The organism is Flagellimonas baculiformis (assembly GCF_033441575.1).
GTDB lineage: Bacteria > Bacteroidota > Bacteroidia > Flavobacteriales > Flavobacteriaceae > Flagellimonas > Flagellimonas baculiformis.
This window is the reverse complement of the sequence record NZ_JAUZVW010000012.1, coordinates 94,008-120,737: the sequence shown is the minus strand read 5'-3', so window position 1 is coordinate 120,737 and position 26,730 is coordinate 94,008. Positions and strand designations below refer to the sequence as shown.

Below are 26,730 nucleotides of genomic sequence, written 5' to 3'. Positions count from 1 at the left end.
AACTACAAAAAATTCTATGCAATGCAAAAAAATTATACTTTAACTCTTGAAACAATACAATCCCAAATCTATTAGTCATGAAAAAAAACTACAACTCTCGGAAAAAAGGCATCCCTAAACCTCATTTGGATCCTTTATTTTAAGAAGGCAACCTACCTCTTCTAAACTTTATTTTTTGACCTGATCCTTTTAGGATCTCACCCGGATTGAAAGTCCAGGAATGGGTCTGTATGGCACAAGTTTTTGGTCGTCCAAGAGCTTGAACCGGCATTTTACACCCCTTTTCCAACACTTTCAGACTGTGGAACGGGCTCTTTATGCCCTATTGCAAACCTTTAAATTCAAAGAAAAATGTAAAAAGTTATCAATCCCCCCAAATCTTTCTTATCATGAAAACAAATGCATTAAAAATTGCCATCATCGACAATGATGAGGCACTCGACCCTATTTATCGGCTTTATTTCAGTGAAAATGTCGGGTATGAACTCCACGGAATCTACAAATCCGTACATGGGCTACTGTCCAATTTTGGCCGTTCGCATCCCGATATCATCATTTGTGAGGCACAGCTCAATGGCATCTCCGGAATAGATGGCCTGGATTATTTCCTACGGAAAAATGAAGACCTAAAGGTACTGATGATGAGCAAAAAAAATGATTTTAAACTCATCAAAGAGGCCTTTAAGAAAGGAGCTTCGGGCTACCTCATCAAACCCCTCACCAAGGAAAGGCTCTTCAATGCTTTGGAGGCCTTGCAACTCCATGGCGTGGCCTTGGAACACGATGTGGCCAAAAAGATCATCAACTCCTTCCAGACAAAGAGCTTTGAGTCGTTCTCCCGAAAGGAAAACCAGATTATAGAATTGCTCACCCAAGGTTTTACCTATAAGATGATTGCCGATAGGCTCTGTGTAACGCCCAGCGCGGTGAATTTCCACATCCAGAACATATACGTCAAACTGAATGTGAACTCCAAATCGGAAGCTTTGCAAAAGTTGAAGGAAATGGAAATACGACAACTCAATGCGGCTTAGATTCTAAAATGCTACTACACTAAAAGCGGGGATATACCCCGCTTTTTTTAAGCCTTATTTTTAATCGACCATACTTATCGAACCCATTTTTCCGTCCAATGATAGGGTGCTTGCTTCAATTTTGACGGCAGTAGCGCCCTCAAGTGGCATGGGTATGGCAATGATGGCCTCTCCATTTTCATCGGTTTCCAGGTTGGGGTTCCAGTAGAGCAAATTGATCTTACTCTCTTTTCTTTTGGAAAGTCCTTCCTTATACTCCTTAAAATCAAGAGCGGTTGTGTATCCTTCAAAAACCAACTGACCCTCTTTTCTTCGAACATGTTCCTGTTCACTGCCATTTCGGGTATAAATAACAAAAACACCGCCAGACCCCCTGCTTCCAAAAATTGCTGCATCGGCCCCCAACAGTAATTCTATTCGCTCTACGGATTGGGCACTGACCATGGTCGTGATTTGACTTAAAGGGTTTAACGGAGCAGTTCCAAAATGGGTTCCACCTCCAACTTGAGCCAAAGGAAAGCCATCCAACACCCATAAAGTGGGGCCAGAAGCGCTAATGACTCTTACAGATGGATACAATGTTTCAGCGCCGTTTACAACAACTCCAGGCAATTCGGAAAGCATTTGTAGGATGCTTTTAGGCCGTTCAAAATCTTGATACCTTACGCGCTGCGGAGGCACATCGATACCATATATGGATGGCGCATATTTCTGTTTTTCCAACTTTTTTTCCACCACCTCCACTTCGTCCAGTTCTATAGTTTTTTCTAGTTTTTCCATATTGGATGGTTCCTTGGAAGCCATTGATTGTTCGTCGACCAGTTTCTTTGGATTTTCGGACACATAAGGCATTAGCACCTCTCTTTTCTTTTCCATTGTTTGAATAGGAACAATTTTCACCAATCGGGATTTCACATCGTCTCCTTTGGTCCTGGCTACCAATGTCGCTTGGCCCTCTATCTGTATATCCACTAATTTCAATAGCCCTTGGGCATTCGTTTCAGCTTCCCCGACCCAAACATCCTTCTCGCTTGTCGCCACTATCTGTATTTTTGTATGAATCAATAGTGAATTGTTCAAGTCATAGGCGTGGCCCATGATTTCCAATCCTTTTTGAAAGGAATATCTTATGTCGTTGTCCAACATTTCAGCCACCATTTTTTCGGTTGATGACAAAAGATCAAGATCCTTTAAAAAGGACTCCTTTCTGTGATCCGTAACTTTATCTTCCTCAAAGATTCCTGAAAATGGTGACCGATTTTCTGGCCCCATTATTCCTGTGGATGAATCATATCTATTGGCACTTATGGACAGCTGTGATTTTATGGGTATATTTTCATGGTCGGTCACTTTTATCTTATAGCTTTTCAAAGCCATGTTAGTGTCCAGACCCAGTGGTTCTATTTGTATTTGAAGCCTTTCACCAGCTATCCAGATGGGCCTGTGGGCCAATTCTTCACCTAGATTGTCAACCAATTTCAACATACATACGCCACGAGGGAAGCTTGCTTTGGAAAGTTCCACATCCAAAACCTTACTGTCACGAAAATCCAACTTCTTTTCAAAATAATTGATTCCACCAGCTGTACCTATCAATGTAACCTTGGAATCTGGAGTACTGGTAGAAGCCGTAATCCGAATCTTGGCTAGATCTTCGTCCAAATTGTTCACCTGTAAAAGAAAACCATCAGCTTTGGCTTTCTGTATGGGACAAAGGGTGCCATCTTCCAATTCCAACTGGTACAGCTTGTCTTTCTGGGGCTTGAAAATGGCCGTGCCCAATTCCGAGGAATAAAAGGACACCTGTGCTACCTCCTGCCTGTTTTCATCCAATATTCTAGCGACCCTATTCGGAGTATCTGTCTGGTCAGGGATTCTGATAATGATTCTATTTTCATGATCGCTCAAAAGTGTGCCACCTTCAGGCATGATTGAAATTCCAGAAGCCATGTCCATCACCTCTTCCCCATTGACCAAAGCCCCTATCTGGATCTTTTGCAATGCAACATATGCGGGGCCATAATTCTGTGACCAGCGGGTATATGCCCTGACATTGTAGTTGCCCGAAGCACTATTTTTGGGCAGTTCCAATTGCCCTTCGACCATACCATCGACTATTTTGTGGAACTGTCGCTTCAACAAAGTCCCACTATCATCCAACAATTCCAAATTCAGCACGCCACTTTTGCTATATCGCTTGGGTACTTTCTCAGTTGTGATATATGCTTTGAAAAAAAGAGGTTCGTCTGCATTTATATGCGTATTGGCAACTTGGAGTATCACTCGTTCTGGCCATAGCGACAGGGAGTCCTTAAAATTATCCTGAAGATAGAACGACAGTCCATCCCATTTGGAATGGTCGTGATTGAAATCCAAACTCTGAGAAAATCCCACGGTCAAACAGAAGAAAGAAACAAAGAATGTTGAAAATGAGCTTCGAGATGTATTTTCCATACTATTTGGAATTTAGGAAATAAATCACATTACATACAATGGGGGAGGAAATTTACACCAATCACTTGGTTTGCTTAAAGATACAAAAAAATGGAAAGCGTGATTTTGATTATGATTGATTGTACAGGATTAAAATAAAAAGGCCCCGACATAAATGTCGGGGCCTTTTTTGATTATTTGATGTGGAATAATTATTTCACTTCCTCGAAGTCAACGTCTTCAACGTTATCACCTTCCTTGGCTCCTCCTGCTGCGCTATCCGCTCCAGCGGAAGCACCTGCTGAACCATTGGCCTGCGCCGCATCGGCTTGGGCCTTGTACATTTCCTCGGAAGCGACTTTCCAGGCTTCGTTGATTTTGTTCAACGCAGGTTCTATTACGGCTACATCCCTACTTTCGTATGCCTTCTTCAATTCTTCCAAAGCATCCTCGATGGGCTTTTTCTTGTCATCGGACAATTTATCGCCAAACTCCTTCAATTGCTTTTCGGTCTGGAAGATCATGCCGTCGGCCTCGTTCAACTTATCAGCGGTTTCCTTCGCTTTTTTGTCCGCTTCGGCATTGGCCTCAGCTTCGGCTTTCATCTTTTTGATCTCTTCCTCGGTCAGACCTGAAGACGCCTCGATACGGATATCCTGGGTCTTGTTCGTGGCCTTATCAGTCGCAGAAACCTTGATGATACCATTGGCATCGATATCGAAGGTCACTTCAATCTGAGGGGTACCTCTGGGCGCTGGTGGAATACCGTCCAAGTGGAACCTACCAATGGTCTTGTTGTCGGCGGCCATGGGGCGCTCTCCTTGCAACACGTGGATTTCCACCGAAGGTTGATTGTCCGCCGCAGTGGAGAACACTTGCGATTTCTTTGTTGGAATGGTGGTGTTGGACTCGATCAATTTGGTCATTACACCGCCCATGGTCTCGATACCCAAAGAAAGTGGGGTAACGTCCAACAAGAGTACATCCTTCACATCCCCGGTCAATACACCTCCTTGGATAGCGGCACCTACGGCCACTACCTCATCTGGGTTCACCCCTTTGGAGGGTTTTTTACCGAAGAATTTTTCCACAGCTTCCTGTACCGCAGGAATACGGGTGGAACCACCTACCAAGATGATCTCATCGATATCGCTCTTGGAAAGTCCGGCAGATTTCAATGCCTTTTCACAAGGCTCGATGGTTCTCTTGACCAAATCGGCAATCAATTGCTCAAACTTGGCCCTGGACAATGTCCTTACCAAGTGCTTGGGTCCGGAAGCAGTCGCGGTCACATACGGCAAGTTGATCTCTGTTTGCGCAGAAGATGACAACTCAATCTTGGCCTTTTCCGCAGCTTCACGCAAACGCTGAAGGGCCATGGGGTCTTTTCGAAGGTCCATGTCCTCATCTTTCTTGAACTCCTCTGCCAACCAATCGATGATCTTTTGGTCCACATCGTCACCGCCCAAGTGGGTATCCCCATCTGTGGCCAATACTTCGAATACACCGTCACCCAATTCTAGGATGGAAACATCGTGCGTACCTCCACCAAAGTCGAATACCACAATTTTTTGGTCCTTGTCCTTCTTGTCCAGACCGTAGGCCAAAGAGGCTGCGGTCGGTTCGTTGATGATTCGCTCCACGGTCAGACCGGCAATCTCACCGGCTTCCTTGGTGGCTTGTCGTTGGGAATCGTTGAAATAGGCAGGAACGGTGATCACCGCCCTGGTCACGTCTTGTCCCAAGTAATCTTCGGCAGTTTTCTTCATTTTCTGAAGGATCATGGCCGATAGTTCTTGTGGGGTGTACAAACGACCATCGATATCCACCCTTGGGGTATCGTTGTCGCCTTTCACCACTTTGTAGGGCACCCTATCCGCTTCCTTTTGCGATTCGGAGTATTTGTTCCCCATGAATCGCTTGATGGAATAAATCGTTTTGTGGGGATTGGTCACCGCCTGTCTTTTAGCTGGGTCGCCTACCTTGATCTCCCCGCCTTCCACAAAGGCGATCATGGATGGGGTCGTGCGCTTACCTTCGGCATTTGGAATCACCACAGGCTCGTTTCCTTCCATTACAGAGACGCAGGAGTTGGTCGTACCCAAGTCTATACCTATAATTTTGCTCATCGTATCTAAAAGTTATATCTGTTTAAAAATTATTTTTTGTCCTTGGTCATGAAGTGTCAATGATTATGCCATGGGCGAGAATATGACAAGGTGTCAGCAAATTGAAAAATATTCAGTAAGAGTCCTTTAAAATAATGTGTGATCGATCATACCGAAAAATATACGTGTCCTTAATCGGATATTCTCAATTTATTTCCCTTAGCTTCCTATATTTGAAACCATAAGCCAGACTATGGAATGTATCAGTGTGTTTGATATGCTCAAGATCGGGGTGGGACCTTCCAGTTCGCACACCCTTGGACCTTGGCGTGCCGCGGAGCGGTGGATCGGTGAACTGAAGGAGCAACACCTTTTTGATAACGTAGAGACCATCTCCGTTTTCCTTTACGGCTCCCTCTCCCTCACTGGAAAGGGACATGCCACAGACGTCGCCATCGTCATGGGATTGTTGGGCACCGACCCACAGACGGTTCCCATTGACAGTATTTCAGGAAGTATTGACAGGGTAAAAACAGAAAACCTCCTGAATCTTTCCGGCGAACGGAACATTCCTTTCCATTTTGGGAAAGACATTGTCTTCAAAAAGGAGTTTTTACCCTTCCATGCCAACGGTATCCGTTTTGTGGCAAAATTGGCAGATGGCACTTCAGTTTCGGAAACCTATTATTCCATAGGCGGGGGATTTGTGGTGAAGGAAGAGCTCATCCATTCCAAGGAGAACAAGGAAACCTTCAAGAGTTTTCCCTATCCGGTAAAAATGGGCAGTGAACTTCTGCATTATTGTGAAACGGAAAAGAAAAGTATTTCCGAAATCGTGATGGCAAACGAACTTTCGCTGCGGACAGAAGCCGAAATCGATGAAGGTCTCCAACGCATTTGGAGCACCATGTTGGAGAGCATGTACGTAGGCTGTCATACCGAAGGAAAACTGCCCGGAGGCCTGAACGTGAAGCGAAGGGCCTTTGAAATGCACCAAAAACTCAAGGGGGACATCCCCTACTCCAATCCACAGGAATGGTTGGAAAGCATACGGGAGACAGAGGTAAAGTTCCGACAGATCATCAAGTGGGTGAGCTGTTTCGCATTGAGTGTCAACGAAGTGAACGCTTCCCTTGGGCGTGTAGTGACCGCACCCACCAACGGGAGTGCCGGGGTCATTCCAGCCGTGCTGATGTACTATATGGTCATTGAAAACCACGACGCCAACTTTGATGATGTCCGACAGTTTCTACTGGTGGCCAGTGAAGTGGGCAGTATTTTCAAAAAAGGGGCCACCATATCCGCTGCCATGGGCGGATGTCAGGCAGAAATCGGGGTGTCATCGGCCATGGCCGCAGCCGGCTTGACCGAACTCATGGGCGGAACTCCTGAACAGGTGCTCATGGCGGCCGAAATTGCCATGGAACACCACTTGGGGCTTACCTGTGACCCCATTGGGGGATTGGTGCAGGTGCCCTGCATCGAACGGAACGCCATGGGGGCCATCAAGGCCATCAATGCTGCGGAACTGGCACTGGACAGCGACCCCAAAGAGGCCAAAGTGCCTTTGGACAAGGTGGTCAACACCATGTGGGAGACCGCAAAGGACATGAGCTCCAAATACAAGGAAACTTCCGAAGGAGGCTTGGCAGTGGGCGTTTTCTTGAGCGATTGTTGATGATGTCCACGGATTTTAAACACCAATAAAACCTTAATCCAACAAATACATAAAATGACCAAACTTCAAACCATCACACTAGGATTTGTGCTACTCTTCTCAGGTTTATCCTTAGCACAGGATACAAAGCCAGAAGAAGTCAAAAGCATCATGAAAAAGGTGGCAGATTGGCAAATCGAACACTTTCGGGATGCTTTCACCTATGAAAATCCCCATCATCCACTTGACTGGACCAACGGAGCGCTTTATGTGGGAATGGTGAAATGGGCCGAAATGGCCGAGGATGATACCTATTATGTATGGCTAAAAACCATTGGGGAGTTGAATGACTGGAAATTGCACAGCCGGACCTATCATGCCGATGACCATACCGTGGGACAATTTTATCTGGATCTCTATAAAAAATTTGGTGACAAAAAAATGTTGAACCCCACCCAAGAGCAGTTCAACTTTATATTATACCATCCGGCCAACACTTCCCTAAAATGGCAAAGCCCCTACCACCAATCTCGATGGAATTGGTGCGATGCACTCTTTATGTCCCCTCCGGTTTGGGCAAAATTGTACAATATTACAGGAGAGCGGAAATATCTGGATTTCATGATGACCGAGTTCAAGGCCACTACCGATTTTCTTTTTGATAAAGAAGAAAATCTATACTATCGTGATGAGAGTTATATGGGAAAACTTGATAACGGCACCAAGATATTTTGGTCACGGGGCAACGGATGGGTCTTTGCCGGATTGGCCAATATCATGAACGAATTGGAACCTAAAAGTGACGAGTATCAATATTTCAAAGGTCTTTTTGAAAAAATGGCCGCCAAACTTTTAAAAATTCAGACACCTGAAGGGCATTGGGCCATGAGCTTATTGGGCCAGGAATTTTATCCAACTCCAGAAACAAGCGGCACTTCATTTTATGTCTATGGACTTGCTTGGGGCATCAATCATGGCATTTTGGATAAAAAAACCTACGGTCCTGCCGTTGATAAAGCCTGGAAGGCATTGGTGGGCCATGTCAACAAAGAGGGTATGCTTGGCTATGTACAGCCTGTCGGCGCAGCTCCTGGAAAAGCATGGCCGGACAAAACTGAAGTGTATGGAGCCGGAGCGTTTCTCAGTGCTGGCACAGAGGTTTATAAATTGTATGGCGGCAAGTAATGGTTAGTCTTCCAAACAACCTTCCTTACCCCTGGTGTCGATAAGGTAGATGATTTTCCATTCCCCATCAAAATTGACAAGTTGGAACGAATTGATGCCGCAATGGCTGAAATTGCCATTGAGCCAAAACTCATATCCCACCCATGCATTGGCCATGGTACGGTCCACTTGGATGGAAAATGAGGTGAGCTTTTCTTCAAATTGGATGCTATCTGGAATGCTGACAATCGATTTGATGAACTTTGAAAATTCCTCCGTCCGGAACATGGTCTTTCCCGCAGGATTTCTTCCGGTGGTCTGCAGCACCACTTGATTGGCAACCGTGGAATTGATGATGGTGGAATCTTGTTTGTGGAAGCCCTCAAAAAAGGTCTCTATCACTTTCTTCACCGCTTCTTTTGAGGCAGTATCAGATGCGTCGGATACTTGGGCCTGTACGGAAACACCCAAAATCAATAGTGTCATGAAACAGAACAACTTTCCCATTCGTTAAGTTTTTTGATTGAAGTCCAAATTAAACAAATCTGCTTACATTTAACCGCTAAAGAAGAACATAATGTCTGTTGTAAAAAAAGAATACAAAAGAATCACGGTGAAATCCTTGGTGGAAATGAAACAGAACGGCGAGAAGATCAGTATGCTCACCGCTTATGACTATTCCATGGCAAAGATCGTGGATGCAGCCAACATTGATGCCATTTTGGTGGGCGATTCCGCCAGCAATGTCATGGCCGGCCACGAGACCACCCTTCCCATTACCTTGGACCAAATGATCTACCATGCCTCTTCCGTGGTACGGGCTGCAAAAAGGGCCTTGGTGGTCGTGGACATTCCTTTTGGCAGCTATCAAAGTGATTCCAAGGAAGCCCTGCGCTCCGCCATCCGGATCATGAAGGAAAGTGGCGCCCATGCCGTTAAGGTGGAAGGTGGCAGTGAGATCAAGGAATCCGTTGGCCGTATTCTTCAGGCCGGCATACCCGTGATGGGACACTTGGGCCTTACCCCACAGTCCATCTACAAGTTTGGGACCTATACCGTCAGGGCCAAGGAGGAAGAAGAGGCCCAAAAACTGAAGGATGACGCCAAATTGCTCGAAGAACTGGGCTGTTTTGCCATTGTGCTCGAAAAAATTCCCGCCAAACTGGCCAAGGAGGTCGCAGAAAGTGTTTCTATCCCCATTATCGGTATTGGGGCCGGTGGCCATGTGGACGGACAGGTCTTGGTCGTGCACGATATGCTGGGCATGACCCACGAGTTCCACCCCAGGTTCCTTCGAAGATACTTGGACCTATATGATGAAATGAGCAAAGCCGTTTCCCAATATGTGGACGATGTAAAACGCAAGGATTTTCCGAACGAGGAGGAGTCATATTAAATTATAATCAAAACCGTCAGTTCGAGTTTTTTCTGAAGGAAAAAGTACCTGCCGGCAGGCAGGCAGGTCGAGAACAAGGTTTTATGTCTAGAGGAAGTCATTTCTCGATACAATTTTTTGACCCTGGGTTCAAAAAACCACTCGAAATGACAAATTTTTCATCAAAATGACCTCAAAATTCAAGTCAACCCTAAAGTGAAATCCAAAAATCCAAAAATCGAAAAATCTAAAAAGTCCACCCCATCCAACCTCCAAGTCCTCTTTGAGGACAACCATCTTATTGTGATCAATAAAAGGGTCGGAGATATTGTCCAAGGTGACAAGACCGGGGATTCCCCTTTGAGTGATGTGGTCAAGGAATATCTCAAAGAGAAATACAACAAACCGGGCAATGTGTATCTGGGCGTGGTGCACCGATTGGACAGACCCACATCGGGCATTGTCCTATTTGCCAAGACCTCCAAGGCACTGCCCCGATTGAACAAGCTGTTTTCCGAAGGAAAGACCAAAAAGATATACTGGGCCGTTGTGGACAATGCCCCTCCACATGAAAGTGGGGTCCTTACCCATTGGTTGGTCCGCAATCCCAAGCAGAACAAGTCCTATGCGCACGGGCAAGAGGTCCCGGACAGCAAAAAAGCCGTTTTGGAATACAAACTCCTAAAAAAACTGAATCGATATTTTTTCCTGGAAATCGATTTAAAGACAGGCAGACACCATCAAATCAGGGCACAATTGGCGGCTATCGGCTGCTGCATCAAAGGTGATTTAAAGTACGGGGCAGACCGCAGTAACAAAGATGGTGGCATACACCTGCATGCCCGATATCTGGAACTGGAACATCCTGTTCAAAAAGAGGTCATCCCATTTATGGCCCCACCACCGGATGACCCCGTATGGAATGCGTGTCTTTAACGGGTAACGGCCAAGGCTTTCTCCCGAATGATCTGCCCAACCGGTTTGTTCTCCAAATGACTTTCGAGCCAAGAAAGGATATCCAAATAAAGGAAGGCCCTTTTCTCGTACGGGTGGTGCTCGTATTTCTTCAGTTCGTTGTAGAGTTTTTGGAACTCGTTCCGCAATTCGTGCGGATAAATCTCTCCCAACCCTCTCAAAAATTTGATCATTTCTTTCTGCACCGCATGTAAATCGTTCATTTTCAACAAGAATTTGTATGTGCTCTTCAGTTGTACTTCCAAATGGTAGTCCATCCCTGCTTCATAATGGGCCACCAGGCTCAATACCCTGGCAAAACACATGAGGTCTTCCCGCATTTTGAGGTTTTTATTTGATATGATCTTTTTGAGGTAAACGATACAGTTCTTATTGTCACCATTACCAAAATACAGACAGGCAATCTTGTAGTAGAGCAGCATGATATGGTGCTCGTCTATCCGCTCACCATGCTTTTTGATGCCATACTCAATGATGTTCACCAAATATAGCCCCTTATCAAAAGTACCTTCCAAAAAGTGGAGGTTCAGCTTGTTCGTGTTGATGTACAAAAAGGCCAGGGAAGCGATATTGTCATTTTGGGGAAATTCCGGACTTTCCACTTGATGTTCCAACCTGTCCAAGGTTTCCCGGAATTGGGACGCGTACTTCACAAAAAAGAGGGATTCCAAAAGGTAGTGGTTCCCTTTCAAGAAGAATACGGGATTTAGTGGGATCATGGTCTCGTTCTCATAAAAAAGATCCACCCATTTGCTGGCATATCTGTAGGCGGACAAAAAGTCCTGCGTCAACAAACTGTACCACAAATAAGCCTTGTAGAGCCATAACTTTTCCCGGAATCCGAGTTTGTCCAGATCGTAGGCGGGCAAATGGGTCTCAAAATAGGTCTTCACCGTGTTGAGGTCCTCATCGCTGCGCACGTAGCCCACTTTCAGCATCATCCCATACAGTTGAAGGGATAGATTGGACAGCTTGCTGGTCATGACATTATGGGCGGAGAGTTCCTTGGCCTGCACCGCCAGTTCATCTGCCCGGTCCGGAATACTACGGGTAATGTATTGGGTTTCGATGACCTTTTCCAGCTCCACGATCTCATAGGCCACATTTTTCTCTTCATTTTCGATGGCAAAACTTTTCGCCTTGTCCAAAATCTTCAAGCTTTGCTTGTAAAGCCCCTTTTGATAAAGGATGGTGGCAAAATCCAACTGCTCCCTGATCTGGATGCGCACGTTCTGGTTCACCGGGTTCAAGCGAAGACTCACCAATATCTGTTTGTACAAATGCGCCTTCAGGTTGGAAAGTTGTGCCTTGGTGACAATGCCACTATCCAAAATTTGGTGCTCATCATACTTCCGCATTTTGTCCAGCAGGTTAAAAAGGGCCAAAAACTTAGCATCCGTGTTGACCCCCAAACGGCCAACATAGAGTTTGAATTGACGCTTTTCCGATTTGGACAGCGATTTTATCAACACAAACAACGCATCCTTATGGGCATTTGTCATCGTAAAAAATATTATTTAAAGTGTTGTTTTACAGATTTTTAAGTTACACCTATTGCAATTTAACGTTGTAACAGGCACCGGCCTACTTTTATTCTTCGCCCTCCCTTATCTATTTTCGTATGTCTCAGAACAAACAGATTGGAATAATGGGTAAAGATAAGGTACAAATTTTTGATACGACACTTAGGGATGGAGAACAAGTTCCAGGATGTAAGTTGGACACGGAGCAAAAATTGGTCATCGCCAAACGCTTGGATGAGCTAGGGGTGGATGTGATCGAGGCTGGCTTCCCCATTTCGAGCCCCGGGGATTTCAAATCCGTCCACGAAATTGCAAAATTGGTCCAAAATGCAACCGTCTGTGGATTGACCCGTGCCGTTAAAAAAGACATCGAAGTGGCCGCCGAGGCCATCAAAATAGCAAAGAAACCAAGAATACATACAGGAATCGGAACCTCTGATTCGCACATCAAATACAAGTTCAACTCCACTCAAGACAAAATCATCGAACGTGCTGTGGAAGCTGTGTCCTACGCAAAATCCTTTGTGGAGGACGTGGAGTTTTATGCGGAAGATGCCGGACGTACGGACAATGAGTTTTTGGCCAGGGTATGTGAGGCCGTCATCAAGGCCGGGGCCACTGTGCTCAACATCCCTGATACCACCGGATATTGCCTTCCAGAGGAATACGGTGCCAAAATGAAGTATTTGAAAGAGAATGTGAAGGGAATTGACAAGGCCATTCTTTCTTGCCACTGCCATAACGACCTTGGATTGGCCACCGCGAATTCCATTGCCGGTGTCATCAACGGTGCAAGACAGATTGAGTGCACCATCAACGGTATCGGGGAACGCGCCGGGAACACCTCTTTGGAAGAAGTGGTGATGATCTTGAGACAGCACCCCTACCTGAACCTCGACACCAACATCAACAGCAAGCTGTTGTGGGACACCAGCCGAATGGTTTCCCAAAAAATGGGTATGCCCGTGCAGCCCAATAAAGCGATTGTGGGTGCCAATGCATTTGCCCACAGCTCTGGCATACATCAAGATGGGGTGATCAAGCAACGTGAAACCTATGAGATCATCGACCCCAAAGATGTGGGTGTCAATGAATCTTCCATTGTCTTGACCGCAAGGAGTGGACGTGCCGCACTGGCCTACCGCGCCAAAAAAGTGGGTTATGAGCTCACCAAAGTGCAATTGGATTCCGTTTACGAAAACTTCTTGAAGTTTGCAGACCGCAAAAAGGAGATCTTGGACGAGGACATTCACCAAATCATTGAGGTCAGTAACATTCGCATTCAAAGTATTGCTTAATTTTTCCATAGTCCAACCTCCTTCTAAATACAAATTGCTCAAGGCTTCCATATGAATTTGAATATTGCTTTGTTACCTGGTGATGGTGTTGGACCCGAAGTGTTGGCCCAGGCTGTGAAATGTCTGCAGGCCGTTGAAGAAACCTTCAACCATGAATTCGTTTTTAAGGAGGCCCTGGTCGGAGCCGCGGCCATTGACAAAAAAGGCAGACCGCTTCCCCAAAGTACCTTAAAATTGTGCCAAGAGGCCGATGCCGTACTTTTTGGTGCCATAGGCGACCCCAAATACGACAATGACCCAGAAGCCAAGGTACGGCCCGAGCAAGGTCTGCTGGAACTGCGAAAAAGTCTTGGGTTGTTCGCCAATATCAGGCCTGTACTGTCCCACCCTAGCCTTTTGGGCAAATCGCCATTGAAAAAGGAAATTGTTTCCGGGACCGATTTTGTGATTTTCCGTGAGCTTACCGGGGGAATCTATTTTGGGGAGAAAAAATTGAACGAGGAAGGCACCGTTGCCTCTGACCTTTGTGAATATTCTGAAAAAGAAATCAGCCGTATTGCGCATTTGGCCTTCAAGGCCGCGAAGGGCAGAAAAAAGAAGGTCACCCTAGTGGACAAGGCCAATGTTCTGGAATCGTCCAGACTTTGGCGCAAGGTCGTGACCCGAATTGGGGAAAGTTACCCCGAGGTCGCCCTCGACTTTTTGTTTGTGGACAATGCGGCCATGCAGTTGGTCCTGAACCCAACACAGTTTGATGTGATCCTTACCGAGAATATGTTCGGGGACATCCTTTCCGATGAGGGAAGCGTGATTGGAGGCTCCATCGGGCTGTTGGCATCCGCTTCCATTGGGGATGAAAATGCCCTCTTTGAACCCATACACGGGTCTTATCCACAGGCCAAAGGAAAAAATGTGGCCAACCCCATTGCTTCCATTCTTTCCGCAGCAATGCTATTGGAACGTTTTGGTCTCATGGAAGAGGCCATGGCCATCAAACTGGCTGTGGACAAGTCCTTGCGAAAGGGCATCGTGACCCCTGACATCAAATCCAAAAGCCAGTTCGGCACCCAACAGGTCGGTGATTATATCGCCCATAGCATTGTGGATATTGAAGACAATTTCAGTGTGAACGATGAAAACATCGATTTAGGGAAGTCCACGATTATCTGATTTGAAGTTCAAGTTTCAAGCCCAAGCCCAAAAATCAAGTTCAAATGGCTTGGAAACACCACTAACTTAATAACCCAGTAACCGATTTAGGATTTAGCTCTGCTCATTGGCCAACTCTTGGACCGTAGTTGCAAACTGCTCTTTGAACTGTTCGTATTTTTCCCCAGTGGCCGGACCGTTGAAACCGGTGTGTATTTTCCGTACCTCCCCTTTTTTGTCAATATAGATCGTGGTAGGATAGGAAAGAATGTGATTGAGCATGGGCAATTTTTCATTGGCCTTTTGCTTGTTCGAAGTGCCATATTGTGCCAATAAGATGGGATACGGCACTTCTGCCCTTTCCTTCAACCTGGCAATCGCCTCGAACGCTTTTTCCTCCGTCTTGGCGTACTCAAAGGCCAACGCCACCAATTCGATGTCCAAATCGGGATTGTTTTTGAGAAATTCCACATAGAAGCGCGTCTCATCCAAACAATTGGGGCACCAAGACCCCATAATTTGCACCAAGACCACTTTATCCTTGAACCTTGAATCTTTGAGACTGACCATTTTTCCTTCGGAATTGGGAAAAGAGAAATCAAACTTATCATAACCTTCCCGCAAAAACGTCAAATTGTCCGCTTCGGGAAGCTCAAAAGCTTCGTTCCGGGCAGCCATGAACTCTTGTACGGCATGTTTTCCCGAGTAGAATTTACCATCCAAAGTACTATCACTGACCTGTGCCCTGAAAAGGTACACATGCGACCCATCAAAAGCGGAAAGCTTCAGGCTGTCGCCCGTTACCACCCCATCCAGATACCTATAATCCCCTGTCTTGGTCCTAAAAGTCCCTTTCACCTTGTTGCCATTCTGCATGAAAATGCCCTTGGCCGGGTATTCGTTAGGGGTATTGACATCAAAATAGGTCTCCCAAATCCCGGATATGTTCACTTGAGCGTTCTCATTTACCTCAAAACGTTCACTTTGTCCATGGACAGCCGTGAAGTCCACCTCCCGTTCCTTGCTCTCTTCAATGAACTTTCCTTCCATCTCGTTTTCAGAAAAAGTACCTGTGAAATAGCCTTCAAAAATGGGCATTTGGATGTGAATGGAATCTCCGTCAAGTTCAATTTCGTCCACCACTATTTCTTCTTCTGCATTATGGATTTTCATGATATACCCGTCCGTACCCTTGGCCAACGTAAAATTGAACGGCAATTTCTGTGATTCCGACACTTCTATCCTGGCCAGCCAATCACCCAAGGCCAATTCTTTCGTTTCCTCCTTTTTGCACGACCCTATCATGAGTGTCAATGCCATCAATGGCAGCCAAATCCTCGTCATTTAATGAAAGTTTTTTCTTAAATGTATAAATTACAACTGAAAACTTACAACACCAAACGGTAATTGACCATTTTCCATTGTTTTCTTGACACAAATTTCTCGAATGTCCACAAATCAATTCCGACTTTGGACTTCGGACTTTGGTTTCCAAACAAAAAACTACCAAGGACACACGGCCCCACACAGGAAAGATATTTAAGGAAAATAAAGCTGCATCACTATTTCCGTTGAATCTGTTCCCCTATTGTTTTATATTTGTCGATTCTAAAATTGGGGTATGAAGATTTCTTACAACTGGTTGAAACAATTTTTGCATATTGATTGGGACTCACAGAAAACAGGTGAACTGTTGACCGACTTGGGTCTCGAGGTAGAGGGCATTTCCCGTTTTGAATCAGTTAAGGGCGGATTGCAGGGCATTGTAGTGGGCCATGTGCTCACCTGCGAACAGCATCCAAATGCAGACCGATTGAAATTGACCACTGTGGATATAGGCCAGGGAACTCCCTTGCAGATTGTCTGCGGTGCCCCGAACGTGGCCGCTGGCCAAAAAGTTCCGGTCGCGACCATTGGCACCACGCTCTACACCAAGGAAGGTGAGGCTTGGACCATCAAAAAAGGAAAGATACGGGGCGAGGAAAGCCAAGGTATGATCTGTGCCGAAGACGAGATTGGTCTTGGGGATAGCCACGATGGGATCATGGTGCTGAACGAGGAACTTGTTCCCGGAACCCCCTGCTCCAAAGTATTCGACGTGGAAAGTGACGAGGTCTTTGAGATAGGACTGACCCCCAACCGAGCCGATGCGATGAGCCATTTTGGTGTGGCCCGCGACCTAAAGGCTGGATTGGAACAAAAAGAGATCCAAAAAGAGCTGGTGACCCCATCCACCAGTAATTTTTCCATAGACAACCGTTCCCTGAAAATTGATGTTGAGGTCAAGAACAGTCAATTGGCACCCAGATATTGTGGACTCACGATCAGCAACCTTATCGTGCAGGAATCACCGGATTGGTTGAAGAACAGATTGAGATCCATTGGCCTGTCCCCCATCAACAATGTGGTGGATGTGACCAATTATGTGCTCCATGAACTGGGGCAACCCCTACATGCCTTTGATGCATCAAAAATAAAGGGCAACAAAATCGAGGTGAAAACGCTTCCCTCAGGAACCAAGTTCAAGACATTGGATGGTGTGGAACGAGAACTCCACGAAGATGACCTGATGATCTGCGATACCGAAAAGCCCATGTGCATTGCCGGGGTATTTGGTGGTCTACATTCCGGAGTGACGGAACACACGTCTGCCATTTTCTTGGAGAGTGCCTATTTTGACCCCATCTCCATCAGAAAAACAGCAAAGCGGCACGGACTCAATACGGATGCTTCTTTCCGATTTGAAAGGGGCATTGATATGAACATCACGGAATATGCGCTGAAAAGGGCGGCTTTGCTCATCCGTGAAATAGCCGGAGGGTACATCTGCTCAGAAATCGTTGACCTTTATCCCAAGAAAAACCAAGACAGGCAAGTGTTCCTGACCTTCGACAAGATCAATAATCTGATCGGTCAGGAAATCCCTAGGGATACCATAAAGTCCATCCTTTCCTCCTTGGAAATCCGCATCAACAACGTGACCGAATCAGGCCTTGGGCTTACCATTCCCACCTATCGTGTGGATGTTACCCGGGAAGTGGACGTCATTGAAGAAATTCTGAGGGTATATGGCTACAACAACATCGGTTTCAAGGAAAAACTGAATGCATCCATTGCCAAATCCTCGCGATTTGAGAACCACAGGATACAGGATGTGATTGGCAATACCCTTGCTTCGAAGGGTTTTTATGAAATCATGACGAACAGTCTGGTCTCATCTGAAGCTACTTCAGGGGAAAATGTGGAAGCCGTTCAAATGTTGAACCCATTGAGTTCCGATCTTTCCGTACTCCGCACATCAATGCTGTCTTCCGGTCTGCAGACCGTTCTGCACAACCATAATCGCCAAAAAACGGATTTGAAACTTTTCGAGTTTGGCAAAACATACCGCAAAGTGAGCGGGGAATATCAAGAAAAGAGACATTTGGCCCTTTTCATTTCCGGGGAGCGAAATAGGGACAGTTGGTCCACGGTCTCCAAGAAAACGGATTTCTTCTACCTAAAAGGTATTGTGGAGTCCCTTTTTACCCGTTTGGGCATCAAGGATGTGGAAACGCTTCCCGCCAATGATCCTGTTTTTGCCGAAGGACTTAGTTGTAACAAAAAGGGGAAGGTATTGGCTTCCTATGGATTGGTCAGCAAAGGGGTGTTGAAAAAGTTTGACATGAAACAGGAAGTGTTCCATGCCGATTTTGACTGGGATGCCATACTGGAATCCGTGGAGACCCAAGATATCATCTTTAGGGAAATTCCAAAGTTCCCAGAGGTGACAAGGGATTTTGCCTTGCTACTGGATGATTCCACTTCGTTCCAAAAGGTGTATGACATTGCCTGGCAAACGGAAAAGAGTCTTTTGAAAAATGTGAACCTGTTCGATGTGTACACTGGGGAAAACCTTCCCAAAGGGAAGAAATCCTATGCGGTGAGCTTTACCCTATCGGACGACACAAAGACGCTTACCGATAAGCAGATAGATAAAATCATGGGTAAATTGTTGTCCCAGTACCAAAAAGAACTGGGAGCCGAGCTGAGATAAGGGACCCTTACATTTGGGTCGGCAATATCACACTGTCGATTTCATGCACCACCCCGTTCTTGAGGTTAAGGTCTGCCGTAGTGATTCTTGCGGTGTTGCCCATTGGGTCGGTCAAGACAATGTCATACCCGTCCAAATGCGCCACTAATTTTTTTCCTTGCACTGTGGTGAAGCTGGCCTTGCCATTTCCTTGGCACATGGCACGCAAGATTTTGGAAGCCGTCAATTGACCGGCCACGATGTGGTAGGTCAGCAAGGTCTTCAACTCGCTTTTGTCACTTGCGTTGAGGAGTTCTTCTATTTTTTCCTTTGAAAATTTCTGAAAAGCAGCATCCGATGGTGCAAAAACCGTAAACGGCCCCGATTCTTCCAAAACATCATCCAAGTTTGTGGCTTTTACAGCCGCAAACAAAATCTTATGGCCATCGGATTCATTGGCATTCTGTGCGATGGACTTTAAGTTTTGGGTAGTGGTCTGGGCAAAGGAAAAAGAGGTAAAGGCCATGCAAAGACCGAGCAGGATTTTAGTAACGGGGGCTTTCATTTATGGTTTTTCAATGTTGGGACTTAAGTTGGTTGGGCATGCTTCTCGATTAAATACCAAAAACTTCGATAAGTTACATCTTTTTATCCAAATCACAATTAATTTTTTTCCATCCAATTCCATTTAACACAATGTTAACGTGATGTTGTTTCGCCAACTTTTTCAATCGCTGACACAAATGATTAACTTTGAGGGAATTGCTAAGAAAAAAACATGATATTTAGAAGTACGGACATTGAGCAAAAGCTGCACCAAATAAGGGATAGGCAGACCAACGAAGCCCAGATTTTGGCCGAGGTGGAGCGTCTATTGAAGGAAAAAAACACTAAAGAAGAGTACATAATGGGGCAACTTGCTTCAAAAACTCCCATCAATCGCAACGATTTTGTGTTTGACCTGCTGGAAACCGAACGGATTTTCCACTTGGACCAGATCAAAAAAATCTGCATCGACTATCGGCTTCGTTTTTTGGACAGTTCCTTTTTTAAGGGTGAGATCCCACAAACGGCCATTTCAAAAATAAAGGAGTTGGAAGCGGCCCACGACACCGAGATCAAAGGATACAAGATCATGGCGCCTTCCAAGCTCTTCAAACTGGAGGACAGGGACGACCCCCTACTCTTTGCACCCATCGGCAACGATTATTTCTATCTGGTCCACAAATGGGGCAACGACCTGCATCCGCTGAGGAAGCTGATGGCCTGGCCGTTCAAGAATATCGTGAACCTGACCTTTGTGGTGTTTGTCCTCAGTTATTTGGTGACGCTTATCGTTCCTAATGGGCTGTTTTCCAAGAACAACTCTACCGCTGAGTTCTGGATTATTTTCTTCTTTATGTTCAAGTGTATGGCCTCCGTGGTGATCTTTTACGGATTCGCACTGGGCAAAAACTTCAATCCTGCCATTTGGAACAGTAAGTATTTCAATGCCTAAGCGGTCACTGCATACATTTTGTCCCGCTGCTCCTTGATGGCCTTGTCCGACATATAATCGTCAAAGGTCAAGTAGCGGTCAATGGTTCCCTTGGGCGTGAGTTCAATGATTCTATTGGCCACGGTGTGCACAAATTCGTGATCGTGGGTGGTGAGCATGATGGTTCCCTTGAAGTTCTTGAGCGAATTGTTGAATGCCGTGATACTCTCCAAGTCCAAGTGGTTGGTAGGTTCGTCCAGCAAGAGCACATTGGCGCGTAGCATCATCATTCGACTGAGCATGCAACGCACTTTTTCACCTCCGGAAAGTACCGTACATTTTTTCAGGGCCTCCTCGCCGCTGAAAAGCATTTTTCCCAAAAAGCCCCTGATATAGACTTCCTCTCGCTCTTCCTCGGTCTTAGCCCATTGACGGAGCCAATCCACCAAGTTGATGTTTTCCTGAAAGTAATCCGAGTTGTCCGCAGGAAGATAGGATTGGGTAGTGGTCACACCCCACTGAAAACTTCCACTGGCGGCTTTTGACTTACCGGAAATGATGTCGTAAAAAGCGGTGGTTGCCCGTGAATCCTTTGAAAGAATGGCCACCTTGTCCCCTTTCGCCAAGTTGATGTTGACATCTTGGAAAAGCAGATCACCATCTTCCGAAGTGGCCGAAAGTTTTTCCACATTGAGGATTTGGTCCCCCGCCTCCCGTTCGCGATCAAAAATAATGGCAGGATACCTTCTGCTGGACGGTTTGATGTCCTCCACCTTAAGTTTGTCCAACATTTTTTTACGGGAAGTCGCCTGCTTACTCTTGGCCACGTTGGCACTGAAACGCATGATGAATTCCTGAAGTTCCTTGGCCTTTTCCTCGGCTTTCTTGTTCTGCTGGGCACGCTGGCGGGCCGCCAATTGGCTACTTTCGTACCAGAACGTGTAGTTCCCGGAGAATAGGTTGATCTTTCCAAAATCGATATCGGCAATATGGGTACAGACCGCATCCAAAAAGTGCCTGTCGTGGGAGACTACGATAACGGTGTTCTCGTAATTCGCCAAAAAGTTCTCCAACCAATTGATGGTCTCATAATCCAGGTCGTTGGTAGGTTCGTCCATGACCAGCACATCTGGGTTACCGAAGAGGGCCTGTGCCAAAAGTACACGTACCTTCAACTTTGGGTCCATGTCCGCCATGGTGGCATAGTGCAGGTCTTCCGATATGCCCAAGTTGGAAAGCAGGGCGGCCGCATCACTATCGGCGTTCCATCCGTTCATCTCCTCGAACTGCACCTGTAGCTCGCCTATTTTTTCCGCGTTTTCATCAGTGTAGTCCGCATATAGCGCATCAATCTCCTGTTTTATCTTGAACAAAGGTTTGTTTCCCATGACCACCGATTCCAAGACCTGGTACTCGTCATAGGCATTGTGGTTCTGTTCCAAAATGGACATCCTTTTTCCGGGCTCCAAATGCACATGGCCCGAAGTCTGGTCCACCTGTCCTGACAATATCTTCAAAAAAGTGGACTTTCCGGCACCATTGGCGCCAATGATGCCATAACAGTTACCGTGTGTAAAGGTCACGTTGACCTCATCGAACAACACTCTTTTGCCAAACTGTACGGATAAATTGGATACTGATAACATGCAACTATTTTATTTTTTGCAAAAGTAGCCAAATCCAAACCCAATTTCTAATTTATGTACACCTTATTGACCGTCATGCAAATAGGACAATGCAACTTTTAACTACCCATTAACAGGGTCGGGGCATGGGTATTCTTACTTTTGATTGATTAAATGGATGGTTCCCTATATATGGTTAGATTTTTACTCGGCCTCTCCTTATTGTCCTTTTTCGCCTGTTCAGATAAATCTGGAGAGTGCTCACCGGTTTTTTTTGGTGGACAAATCGTAAATCCCACGAGCGATTATGTTGTTCTCTACCACGATGATGCCTATGTGGACTCGGTAAAATTGGATGCCGACAACCGTTTTTCCTTCCAACTTGAAGGGATAGAGGAAGGGCTTTATCATTTTGACCATTCACCAGAACTCCAATATGTATATCTAAAAGAAGGGGACAGTCTCTTGGCCCGATTAAATACCGTCGAGTTTGATGAGACCCTTGTTTTTTCCGGTAAAGGGAGCGAGATCAACAATTTTATGATTGAAATGTTCCTTACCCATGAAAGGGAGGAACCCTTGATCCAAGAATACTATCTTCTTGATCCAGAGGATTTCAGCAAGAAAATCGACTCCCTACGTGCTATCAAAATGCATCAATTGAAGGAGTTTGCCAATGATTATGACCTGTCGGAACGTGACATGGAAATGGCAGAGGCCTCCATTGATTACAGCACCTACATCAACAAGGAAAAATACCCCTTTTACCACAAGAAAAAAACCGGCGAAGACACGTTCCATGACCTGGACGAATCGTTCTATGCCTACCGGAACAGTATCGACCTCAACAACAAGGACCTCACCTACTACAGGCCGTATTTCAATTTCATGAAGTTGCACTTTGGCAACTTGTCCTACATGACCTGCATGGAAAGCTGCACTTCGGAAAAAAAACCCGTGAGCGACCATTTGCATTTCAACAAGCATAAACTTGCGATGGTGGACAGTCTGGTCAATGAGGTGGGCCTAAGGGACATTCTGTTCAGGAACATCGCCATAGATTACCTGTTGAAGGAGCGCAATCCGAACGAAGAATGCGAAGTGTTCATCGACAAGTTCCGCTCCCTGTCCTCCAACGAGGAGCACAAAGAGGAGATAGACCTGTTGTACAATGCCATCAAAAACCTTCAGCCCAACGCCAAGGTTCCCAACCTTGTTCTCAGGGATATGGAAAACAATGTGGTCCAACTGAAGGATGTGGTGAACAAAAAAGAAAATACGGTCATTTATTTCTGGACGGCTTCCCAAAAGCGCCATTTCAGGAATATCAACCAACATATCGATACCCTTTCAAAAAAATACCCTAACCACAATTTTGTGGGCATCAATCTAAAGACAAGTTATCCGCAGTGGAAAATATTGGTCGAAGAATATGGTTTGGACCAAAGCAGTCAATATTATGGGGTAAACTTCAAGGAAATCCAGACCAATATGGTGGTGGATGGCCTGAACAAATGCGTGATCACCAAGGATACGCTGGTCGTGGACGGATTTGCCAACCTCTACACTTCACTATAATAAACCTTTGGTTATTTGTTATTGAGTTATTCTGTGACTTGGTTCAAGCTTGAAATAATTTACAATCCCATATTCAGAAAGTTTGCCCCGCAACCAGTAGGCAACATATAAAAAGCCCCGATTTCTCAGGGCTTTATTTTATTATCGATGTCGATTTCCTTTAGGAATTTCCTTTTTTGTAATCTTCCAAGAACTTGGCCAGACCTATATCGGTCAATGGGTGTTTCAACAATCCTTCGATGGAAGATAATGGGCCTGTCATCACATCGGCACCAATCTTGGCACAATCGATCACGTGCATGGTGTGGCGGATGGATGCTGCCAATATCTGTGTTTCAAAGGCATAGTTATCATAAATGAGCCTGATCTCTGAAATAAGATTGAGTCCGTCCGTGGAAATATCGTCCAAACGTCCCAAAAATGGGGACACATAGGTGGCTCCGGCCTTGGCGGCCAATAGGGCCTGTCCTGCTGAGAACACCAAGGTACAATTGGTACGGATGCCCTTGTCCGAGAAATATTTCAATGCTTTTACACCATCTTTGATCATCGGGATCTTGACCACAATCTGCTCGTGCAGTTCGGCCAGTTCCTCACCTTCTTTGATCATTCCTGCCAAATCGGTGGCCACCACTTCGGCGGAGACATCGCCTTCAACAATGTTGCAGATATCCACATAGTGTTTTAGGATATTGTCCTTCCCTGTGATTCCTTCTTTGGCCATCAACGAAGGGTTGGTGGTGACACCGTCCAACACCCCTAATTCTTGTGCTTCTCTAATTTGGTCTAGATTGGCCGTATCAATAAAAAACTTCATTTTTAACTATTTATATGTGATTTTTCAAGAAGTGTAAAGCTACAACTTATAATGGTTGAGCAGCAACTTTTCATATACTTTATCGGGCAGCAGTCTTTTTAGGGTAAGGGAAAACTTCTGCAAAAAAGCCCCGACCGGATTGTGCACTTTGGGCCGCTTTTTATTGATGATCGAATATATGGCCTTCGCCACTTGTTCGGGGTCTCCCCCACTGTCCACGTCCCCGTTTATGGAATCAATGGTTTTCGCATAGTTGTCCTCATACGGGGAGCCGTCCAAAACCGGGGCATGGTACCTACCTGCGGCAATATTGGTAGCGAAATCGCCCGGGGCCACATTGGTAATGGTCACCCCAAAATCCTTGGTTTCCATACGAAGTGCCTCGGTAATGAGTCCCAGCGCACCTTTGGTGGCCGAGTAGAACCCTCGGAACGGCAATCCCATATATCCTGCAATGGAGGTAATGTTCACAATGGTTCCCCCTCCTTGTTTGCGCATTTGGGGCAACACGGCCTTCATCATGTGCACAGGGCCATGGAAATTGGTATCGAACACTTTTAGGATCTCTTCGTGCGGCGTCTCTTCTATGGGGCCGGTAATGCCCACTCCCGCGTTGTTGATGAGCACATCCAATCGGCCTTCCTTGGAAATGATATGGGAGACTGCATGTTGTATGCTGTCCACATCCCTTACATCCAACTGGATAAGGTCAAAAACATCAAAATTAGGATAATTGGCCGGAGTCCTTGTAGTACCGTACACCTTGTACCCTTTTGTGGTCAAAAAGGTTCCTATGGATTTGCCGATGCCGGACGAACCTCCGGTGATCAATACTACTTTTTTTTCCATGATAGCTGAGTTCAGGGAACAAAAAACGGCAAGCTACCTACATCGCACCGCTACGACCGCATACCCTTGCTGCGTTCCCACCCTGGGGGATTCTGCAGGAGCTGGTCGTGTAGGACTTGCCGACTGCAAATATACGACCTTTTAAATTTGTGACAATCCCAATTCATTCTTAATTTCGACCTCCAAGGATCAAAACCATGAAACACACACAACGGATGATGTTCAAATTAGCTTCGTTTTTGGGATTGCTGCTCTTCTTTTTGGGCTGCGGGGGGAATACCGATCCCGCCAAGCATTTTTCCATCCAACTGGAAAACAAGACCCTACAGCAAAACCAAAAGGTAGGGGTCTCCATCCATAACAAAAAAGAGATCGAGATTTCCAACATCCGCTATTTTATGGACGGAAAAGAGCTCGCTCTGGAAAATGGCCAATTGACCATGGACCTCCCCCATTTGGGCAACAAAGTTTTGACGGCCAAGTTCGATATCGAAGGAGAAACCGTCGAAATCGAGGAAAGCTTGAAACTGTTGGCCGCCTCGGCCCCTGAGGTCTATACCTATGAAATCGTGAACACTTACCCGCACGACCCAAAGGCCTATACACAAGGACTGGAATTCCACAACGGGATCCTCTATGAAAGTACCGGAAAAAGAGGTGAATCTAGCGTAAGAAAGGTCAATTTTGAGACGGGAGAGGTCCTGCAGCAGATTGAAATGGACAATACCATCTTTGGCGAGGGCATCACCTTGATGAACGACAAGCTCTACCAATTGACCTGGCAAAGCGGTATGGGCTATGTGTACCATATTTCCAATTTTGAGAAGATCAAGAACTTCTCCTATGGCAAAAGTCCACAGGGTTGGGGCCTCTGCAACGATGGCAAAAAAATCTACAAGAGCGACGGTACCGAAAAAATCTGGTTCTTGGACCCAGAGACGCTTGAAGAAACGGGCCATATAGAGACCGTGACCAACAAATCCATATTCAATATGGCCAATGAGTTGGAATATGTGGACGGAAAAATCTATGCCAATGTGTATCAAAAAGAGAGCATGATGATCATTGATGCCACTTCCGGGGCCATCGAAGGGGTCATCAACTTTGGCGGGTTGAAAGGCAAGGTTTCCAAAGGGGCCGAGTGGGACGATACTAATTCGGTACTGAACGGTGTGGCCTACCATCCCGAGCGAAAAACTTTTTTTGTCACCGGGAAGAACTGGGACAAACTCTTCGAGGTCACCATCCGAAAAAAGGACTGATGCAAGTTTTCTCAGAAATATTTGATGTGGCCGTGGACGATCTTGACGACCTGAACCACGTGAACAACATCAGGTATGTGGAATGGATCCAGGACATTTCCAAGAAACATTGGGAACAGGTCACCAATGAAGATATGCAAAAGGAAATGATCTGGGTGGTCCGGAACCACAATATTTCCTACCTCAAATCCGCCGTACTTGGCGATACGGTAGAAGTGACCACGCACATTGAGGCAAGTAAAGGTCCACTGTCCATCAGGGCCGTTGAGATCAAGAACCATAAAACAGGTGAACTGATGGTCAAGAGCACCACGGAATGGTGCCTTTTGGATGCTAAAACCTTCCGTCCCAAGCGTGTGCCTGAATCTGTCCAGGAACTGTTCAGATAACC

General features: G+C 45.9%; 21 protein-coding genes and 1 other RNA gene. 12 read left to right on the top strand and 10 right to left on the bottom strand.

Going from position 1 to position 26,730, the window contains the following annotated elements; genetic code table 11:
• Positions 1-389 precede the first annotated feature (389 nt).
• On the top strand, positions 390-1,034 hold the full coding sequence (locus SD450_RS15955) for a response regulator transcription factor (RefSeq protein ID WP_318345451.1): 645 nt from the start codon (positions 390-392) through the stop codon (positions 1,032-1,034).
• Between the two features lie 60 nt (positions 1,035-1,094).
• Here SD450_RS15955 and SD450_RS15950 read toward each other — a convergent pair whose 3' ends face one another.
• Together SD450_RS15950 and dnaK are read right to left on the bottom strand one after the other, a co-directional pair.
• Positions 1,095-3,488 carry a TonB-dependent receptor gene (locus tag SD450_RS15950; RefSeq protein WP_318345450.1) on the bottom strand — a complete coding sequence of 798 codons (2,394 nt, stop codon included), beginning with the start codon at positions 3,486-3,488 and terminating at the stop codon, positions 1,095-1,097.
• A gap of 191 nt (positions 3,489-3,679) precedes the next feature.
• Entirely contained in the window at positions 3,680-5,596 is a 1,917-nt protein-coding gene (gene dnaK / locus SD450_RS15945) for a molecular chaperone DnaK (RefSeq protein WP_318345449.1), read from the bottom strand.
• Positions 5,597-5,828: 232 nt separating this feature from the next.
• Between dnaK and SD450_RS15940 the strand changes: the two genes are divergently transcribed.
• The gene (locus SD450_RS15940; RefSeq protein WP_318345448.1) at positions 5,829-7,253 is read left to right on the top strand and encodes an L-serine ammonia-lyase; all 1,425 of its coding nucleotides are present in this window, start codon (positions 5,829-5,831) and stop codon (positions 7,251-7,253) included.
• Positions 7,254-7,307: 54 nt separating this feature from the next.
• Positions 7,308-8,417, top strand: coding sequence for a glycoside hydrolase family 88/105 protein (locus SD450_RS15935; protein ID WP_318345447.1), 1,110 nt, complete (start codon positions 7,308-7,310; stop codon positions 8,415-8,417).
• A 3-nt stretch (positions 8,418-8,420) separates the two neighbouring features.
• On the opposite strand, the gene SD450_RS15930 is transcribed toward SD450_RS15935, so the two are convergent.
• The gene (locus SD450_RS15930) at positions 8,421-8,903 is read right to left on the bottom strand and encodes a nuclear transport factor 2 family protein (protein WP_318345446.1); all 483 of its coding nucleotides are present in this window, start codon (positions 8,901-8,903) and stop codon (positions 8,421-8,423) included.
• Positions 8,904-8,973: 70 nt separating this feature from the next.
• Here SD450_RS15930 and panB point away from each other — a divergent pair, with 70 nt between their 5' ends.
• Both panB and SD450_RS15920 read left to right on the top strand, forming a co-directional pair.
• Complete coding sequence (gene panB, locus SD450_RS15925; RefSeq protein WP_318345445.1) at positions 8,974-9,792, top strand: 3-methyl-2-oxobutanoate hydroxymethyltransferase; 819 nt, start codon at positions 8,974-8,976, stop codon at positions 9,790-9,792.
• 195 nt (positions 9,793-9,987) lie between these two features.
• Complete coding sequence (locus SD450_RS15920; RefSeq protein ID WP_318345444.1) at positions 9,988-10,707, top strand: RluA family pseudouridine synthase; 720 nt, start codon at positions 9,988-9,990, stop codon at positions 10,705-10,707.
• Here the strand turns inward: SD450_RS15920 and SD450_RS15915 are convergent.
• Entirely contained in the window at positions 10,704-12,248 is a 1,545-nt protein-coding gene (locus tag SD450_RS15915; protein ID WP_318345443.1) for a hypothetical protein, read from the bottom strand. The two genes, SD450_RS15920 and SD450_RS15915, sit on opposite strands and share 4 nt — an antisense overlap.
• A gap of 146 nt (positions 12,249-12,394) precedes the next feature.
• Between SD450_RS15915 and SD450_RS15910 the strand changes: the two genes are divergently transcribed.
• Both SD450_RS15910 and leuB read left to right on the top strand, forming a co-directional pair.
• Complete coding sequence (locus tag SD450_RS15910) at positions 12,395-13,567, top strand: 2-isopropylmalate synthase (RefSeq protein ID WP_318345442.1); 1,173 nt, start codon at positions 12,395-12,397, stop codon at positions 13,565-13,567.
• Positions 13,568-13,618: 51 nt separating this feature from the next.
• On the top strand, positions 13,619-14,737 hold the full coding sequence (gene leuB / locus SD450_RS15905) for a 3-isopropylmalate dehydrogenase (RefSeq protein WP_318345441.1): 1,119 nt from the start codon (positions 13,619-13,621) through the stop codon (positions 14,735-14,737).
• 93 nt (positions 14,738-14,830) lie between these two features.
• Here the strand turns inward: leuB and SD450_RS15900 are convergent, their stop codons facing one another.
• The gene (locus SD450_RS15900; protein WP_318345440.1) at positions 14,831-16,060 is read right to left on the bottom strand and encodes a peroxiredoxin family protein; all 1,230 of its coding nucleotides are present in this window, start codon (positions 16,058-16,060) and stop codon (positions 14,831-14,833) included.
• Positions 16,061-16,337: 277 nt separating this feature from the next.
• On the opposite strand from SD450_RS15900, the gene pheT reads away from it, so the two are divergent.
• On the top strand, positions 16,338-18,752 hold the full coding sequence (gene pheT / locus SD450_RS15895; RefSeq protein ID WP_318345439.1) for a phenylalanine--tRNA ligase subunit beta: 2,415 nt from the start codon (positions 16,338-16,340) through the stop codon (positions 18,750-18,752).
• A 7-nt stretch (positions 18,753-18,759) separates the two neighbouring features.
• Here the strand turns inward: pheT and SD450_RS15890 are convergent, their stop codons facing one another.
• The gene (locus tag SD450_RS15890) at positions 18,760-19,296 is read right to left on the bottom strand and encodes a fasciclin domain-containing protein (RefSeq protein WP_318345438.1); all 537 of its coding nucleotides are present in this window, start codon (positions 19,294-19,296) and stop codon (positions 18,760-18,762) included.
• A 213-nt stretch (positions 19,297-19,509) separates the two neighbouring features.
• Between SD450_RS15890 and SD450_RS15885 the strand changes: the two genes are divergently transcribed.
• A complete protein-coding gene (locus SD450_RS15885) occupies positions 19,510-20,229 on the top strand; it encodes a hypothetical protein (protein ID WP_318345437.1) in 720 nt (239 codons plus the stop codon).
• Here SD450_RS15885 and SD450_RS15880 read toward each other — a convergent pair.
• On the bottom strand, positions 20,226-21,854 hold the full coding sequence (locus SD450_RS15880; protein ID WP_318345436.1) for an ABC-F family ATP-binding cassette domain-containing protein: 1,629 nt from the start codon (positions 21,852-21,854) through the stop codon (positions 20,226-20,228). The genes SD450_RS15885 and SD450_RS15880 overlap by 4 nt on opposite strands.
• A gap of 171 nt (positions 21,855-22,025) precedes the next feature.
• Between SD450_RS15880 and SD450_RS15875 the strand changes: the two genes are divergently transcribed.
• A complete protein-coding gene (locus tag SD450_RS15875) occupies positions 22,026-23,411 on the top strand; it encodes a TlpA family protein disulfide reductase (RefSeq protein WP_318345435.1) in 1,386 nt (461 codons plus the stop codon).
• 160 nt (positions 23,412-23,571) lie between these two features.
• On the opposite strand, the gene fsa is transcribed toward SD450_RS15875, so the two are convergent.
• From fsa to ffs, 3 genes are all read right to left on the bottom strand, one after another.
• The gene (gene fsa, locus SD450_RS15870; protein ID WP_151889025.1) at positions 23,572-24,228 is read right to left on the bottom strand and encodes a fructose-6-phosphate aldolase; all 657 of its coding nucleotides are present in this window, start codon (positions 24,226-24,228) and stop codon (positions 23,572-23,574) included.
• Positions 24,229-24,267: 39 nt separating this feature from the next.
• On the bottom strand, positions 24,268-25,077 hold the full coding sequence (locus tag SD450_RS15865; protein WP_318345434.1) for an SDR family oxidoreductase: 810 nt from the start codon (positions 25,075-25,077) through the stop codon (positions 24,268-24,270).
• A gap of 23 nt (positions 25,078-25,100) precedes the next feature.
• An RNA gene (ffs, locus tag SD450_RS15860) (signal recognition particle sRNA small type) lies at positions 25,101-25,199 on the bottom strand.
• A 75-nt stretch (positions 25,200-25,274) separates the two neighbouring features.
• Here ffs and SD450_RS15855 point away from each other — a divergent pair.
• Together SD450_RS15855 and SD450_RS15850 are read left to right on the top strand one after the other, a co-directional pair.
• A complete protein-coding gene (locus SD450_RS15855) occupies positions 25,275-26,339 on the top strand; it encodes a glutaminyl-peptide cyclotransferase (protein WP_318345433.1) in 1,065 nt (354 codons plus the stop codon).
• The gene (locus tag SD450_RS15850; protein WP_318345432.1) at positions 26,339-26,728 is read left to right on the top strand and encodes an acyl-CoA thioesterase; all 390 of its coding nucleotides are present in this window, start codon (positions 26,339-26,341) and stop codon (positions 26,726-26,728) included. The genes SD450_RS15855 and SD450_RS15850 overlap by 1 nt, the downstream gene beginning before the upstream one ends.
• The last annotated feature ends 2 nt before the right edge of the window (positions 26,729-26,730 follow it).

Coding starts and splice junctions, on each gene's coding strand:
- SD450_RS15865 (WP_318345434.1), bottom strand. CDS start 25,077: ATGGAAAAAAAAGTAGTATTGATCACCGGAGGTTCGTCCGGCATCGGC.
- fsa (WP_151889025.1), bottom strand. CDS start 24,228: ATGAAGTTTTTTATTGATACGGCCAATCTAGACCAAATTAGAGAAGCA.
- panB (WP_318345445.1), top strand. CDS start 8,974: ATGTCTGTTGTAAAAAAAGAATACAAAAGAATCACGGTGAAATCCTTG.
- SD450_RS15880 (WP_318345436.1), bottom strand. CDS start 21,854: ATGTTATCAGTATCCAATTTATCCGTACAGTTTGGCAAAAGAGTGTTG.
- SD450_RS15850 (WP_318345432.1), top strand. CDS start 26,339: ATGCAAGTTTTCTCAGAAATATTTGATGTGGCCGTGGACGATCTTGAC.
- SD450_RS15955 (WP_318345451.1), top strand. CDS start 390: ATGAAAACAAATGCATTAAAAATTGCCATCATCGACAATGATGAGGCA.
- SD450_RS15900 (WP_318345440.1), bottom strand. CDS start 16,060: ATGACGAGGATTTGGCTGCCATTGATGGCATTGACACTCATGATAGGG.
- SD450_RS15890 (WP_318345438.1), bottom strand. CDS start 19,296: ATGAAAGCCCCCGTTACTAAAATCCTGCTCGGTCTTTGCATGGCCTTT.
- SD450_RS15855 (WP_318345433.1), top strand. CDS start 25,275: ATGAAACACACACAACGGATGATGTTCAAATTAGCTTCGTTTTTGGGA.
- SD450_RS15940 (WP_318345448.1), top strand. CDS start 5,829: ATGGAATGTATCAGTGTGTTTGATATGCTCAAGATCGGGGTGGGACCT.
- dnaK (WP_318345449.1), bottom strand. CDS start 5,596: ATGAGCAAAATTATAGGTATAGACTTGGGTACGACCAACTCCTGCGTC.
- SD450_RS15950 (WP_318345450.1), bottom strand. CDS start 3,488: ATGGAAAATACATCTCGAAGCTCATTTTCAACATTCTTTGTTTCTTTC.
- SD450_RS15930 (WP_318345446.1), bottom strand. CDS start 8,903: ATGGGAAAGTTGTTCTGTTTCATGACACTATTGATTTTGGGTGTTTCC.
- SD450_RS15885 (WP_318345437.1), top strand. CDS start 19,510: ATGATATTTAGAAGTACGGACATTGAGCAAAAGCTGCACCAAATAAGG.
- SD450_RS15875 (WP_318345435.1), top strand. CDS start 22,026: ATGGTTAGATTTTTACTCGGCCTCTCCTTATTGTCCTTTTTCGCCTGT.
- SD450_RS15915 (WP_318345443.1), bottom strand. CDS start 12,248: ATGACAAATGCCCATAAGGATGCGTTGTTTGTGTTGATAAAATCGCTG.
- SD450_RS15935 (WP_318345447.1), top strand. CDS start 7,308: ATGACCAAACTTCAAACCATCACACTAGGATTTGTGCTACTCTTCTCA.
- pheT (WP_318345439.1), top strand. CDS start 16,338: ATGAAGATTTCTTACAACTGGTTGAAACAATTTTTGCATATTGATTGG.
- leuB (WP_318345441.1), top strand. CDS start 13,619: ATGAATTTGAATATTGCTTTGTTACCTGGTGATGGTGTTGGACCCGAA.
- SD450_RS15910 (WP_318345442.1), top strand. CDS start 12,395: ATGGGTAAAGATAAGGTACAAATTTTTGATACGACACTTAGGGATGGA.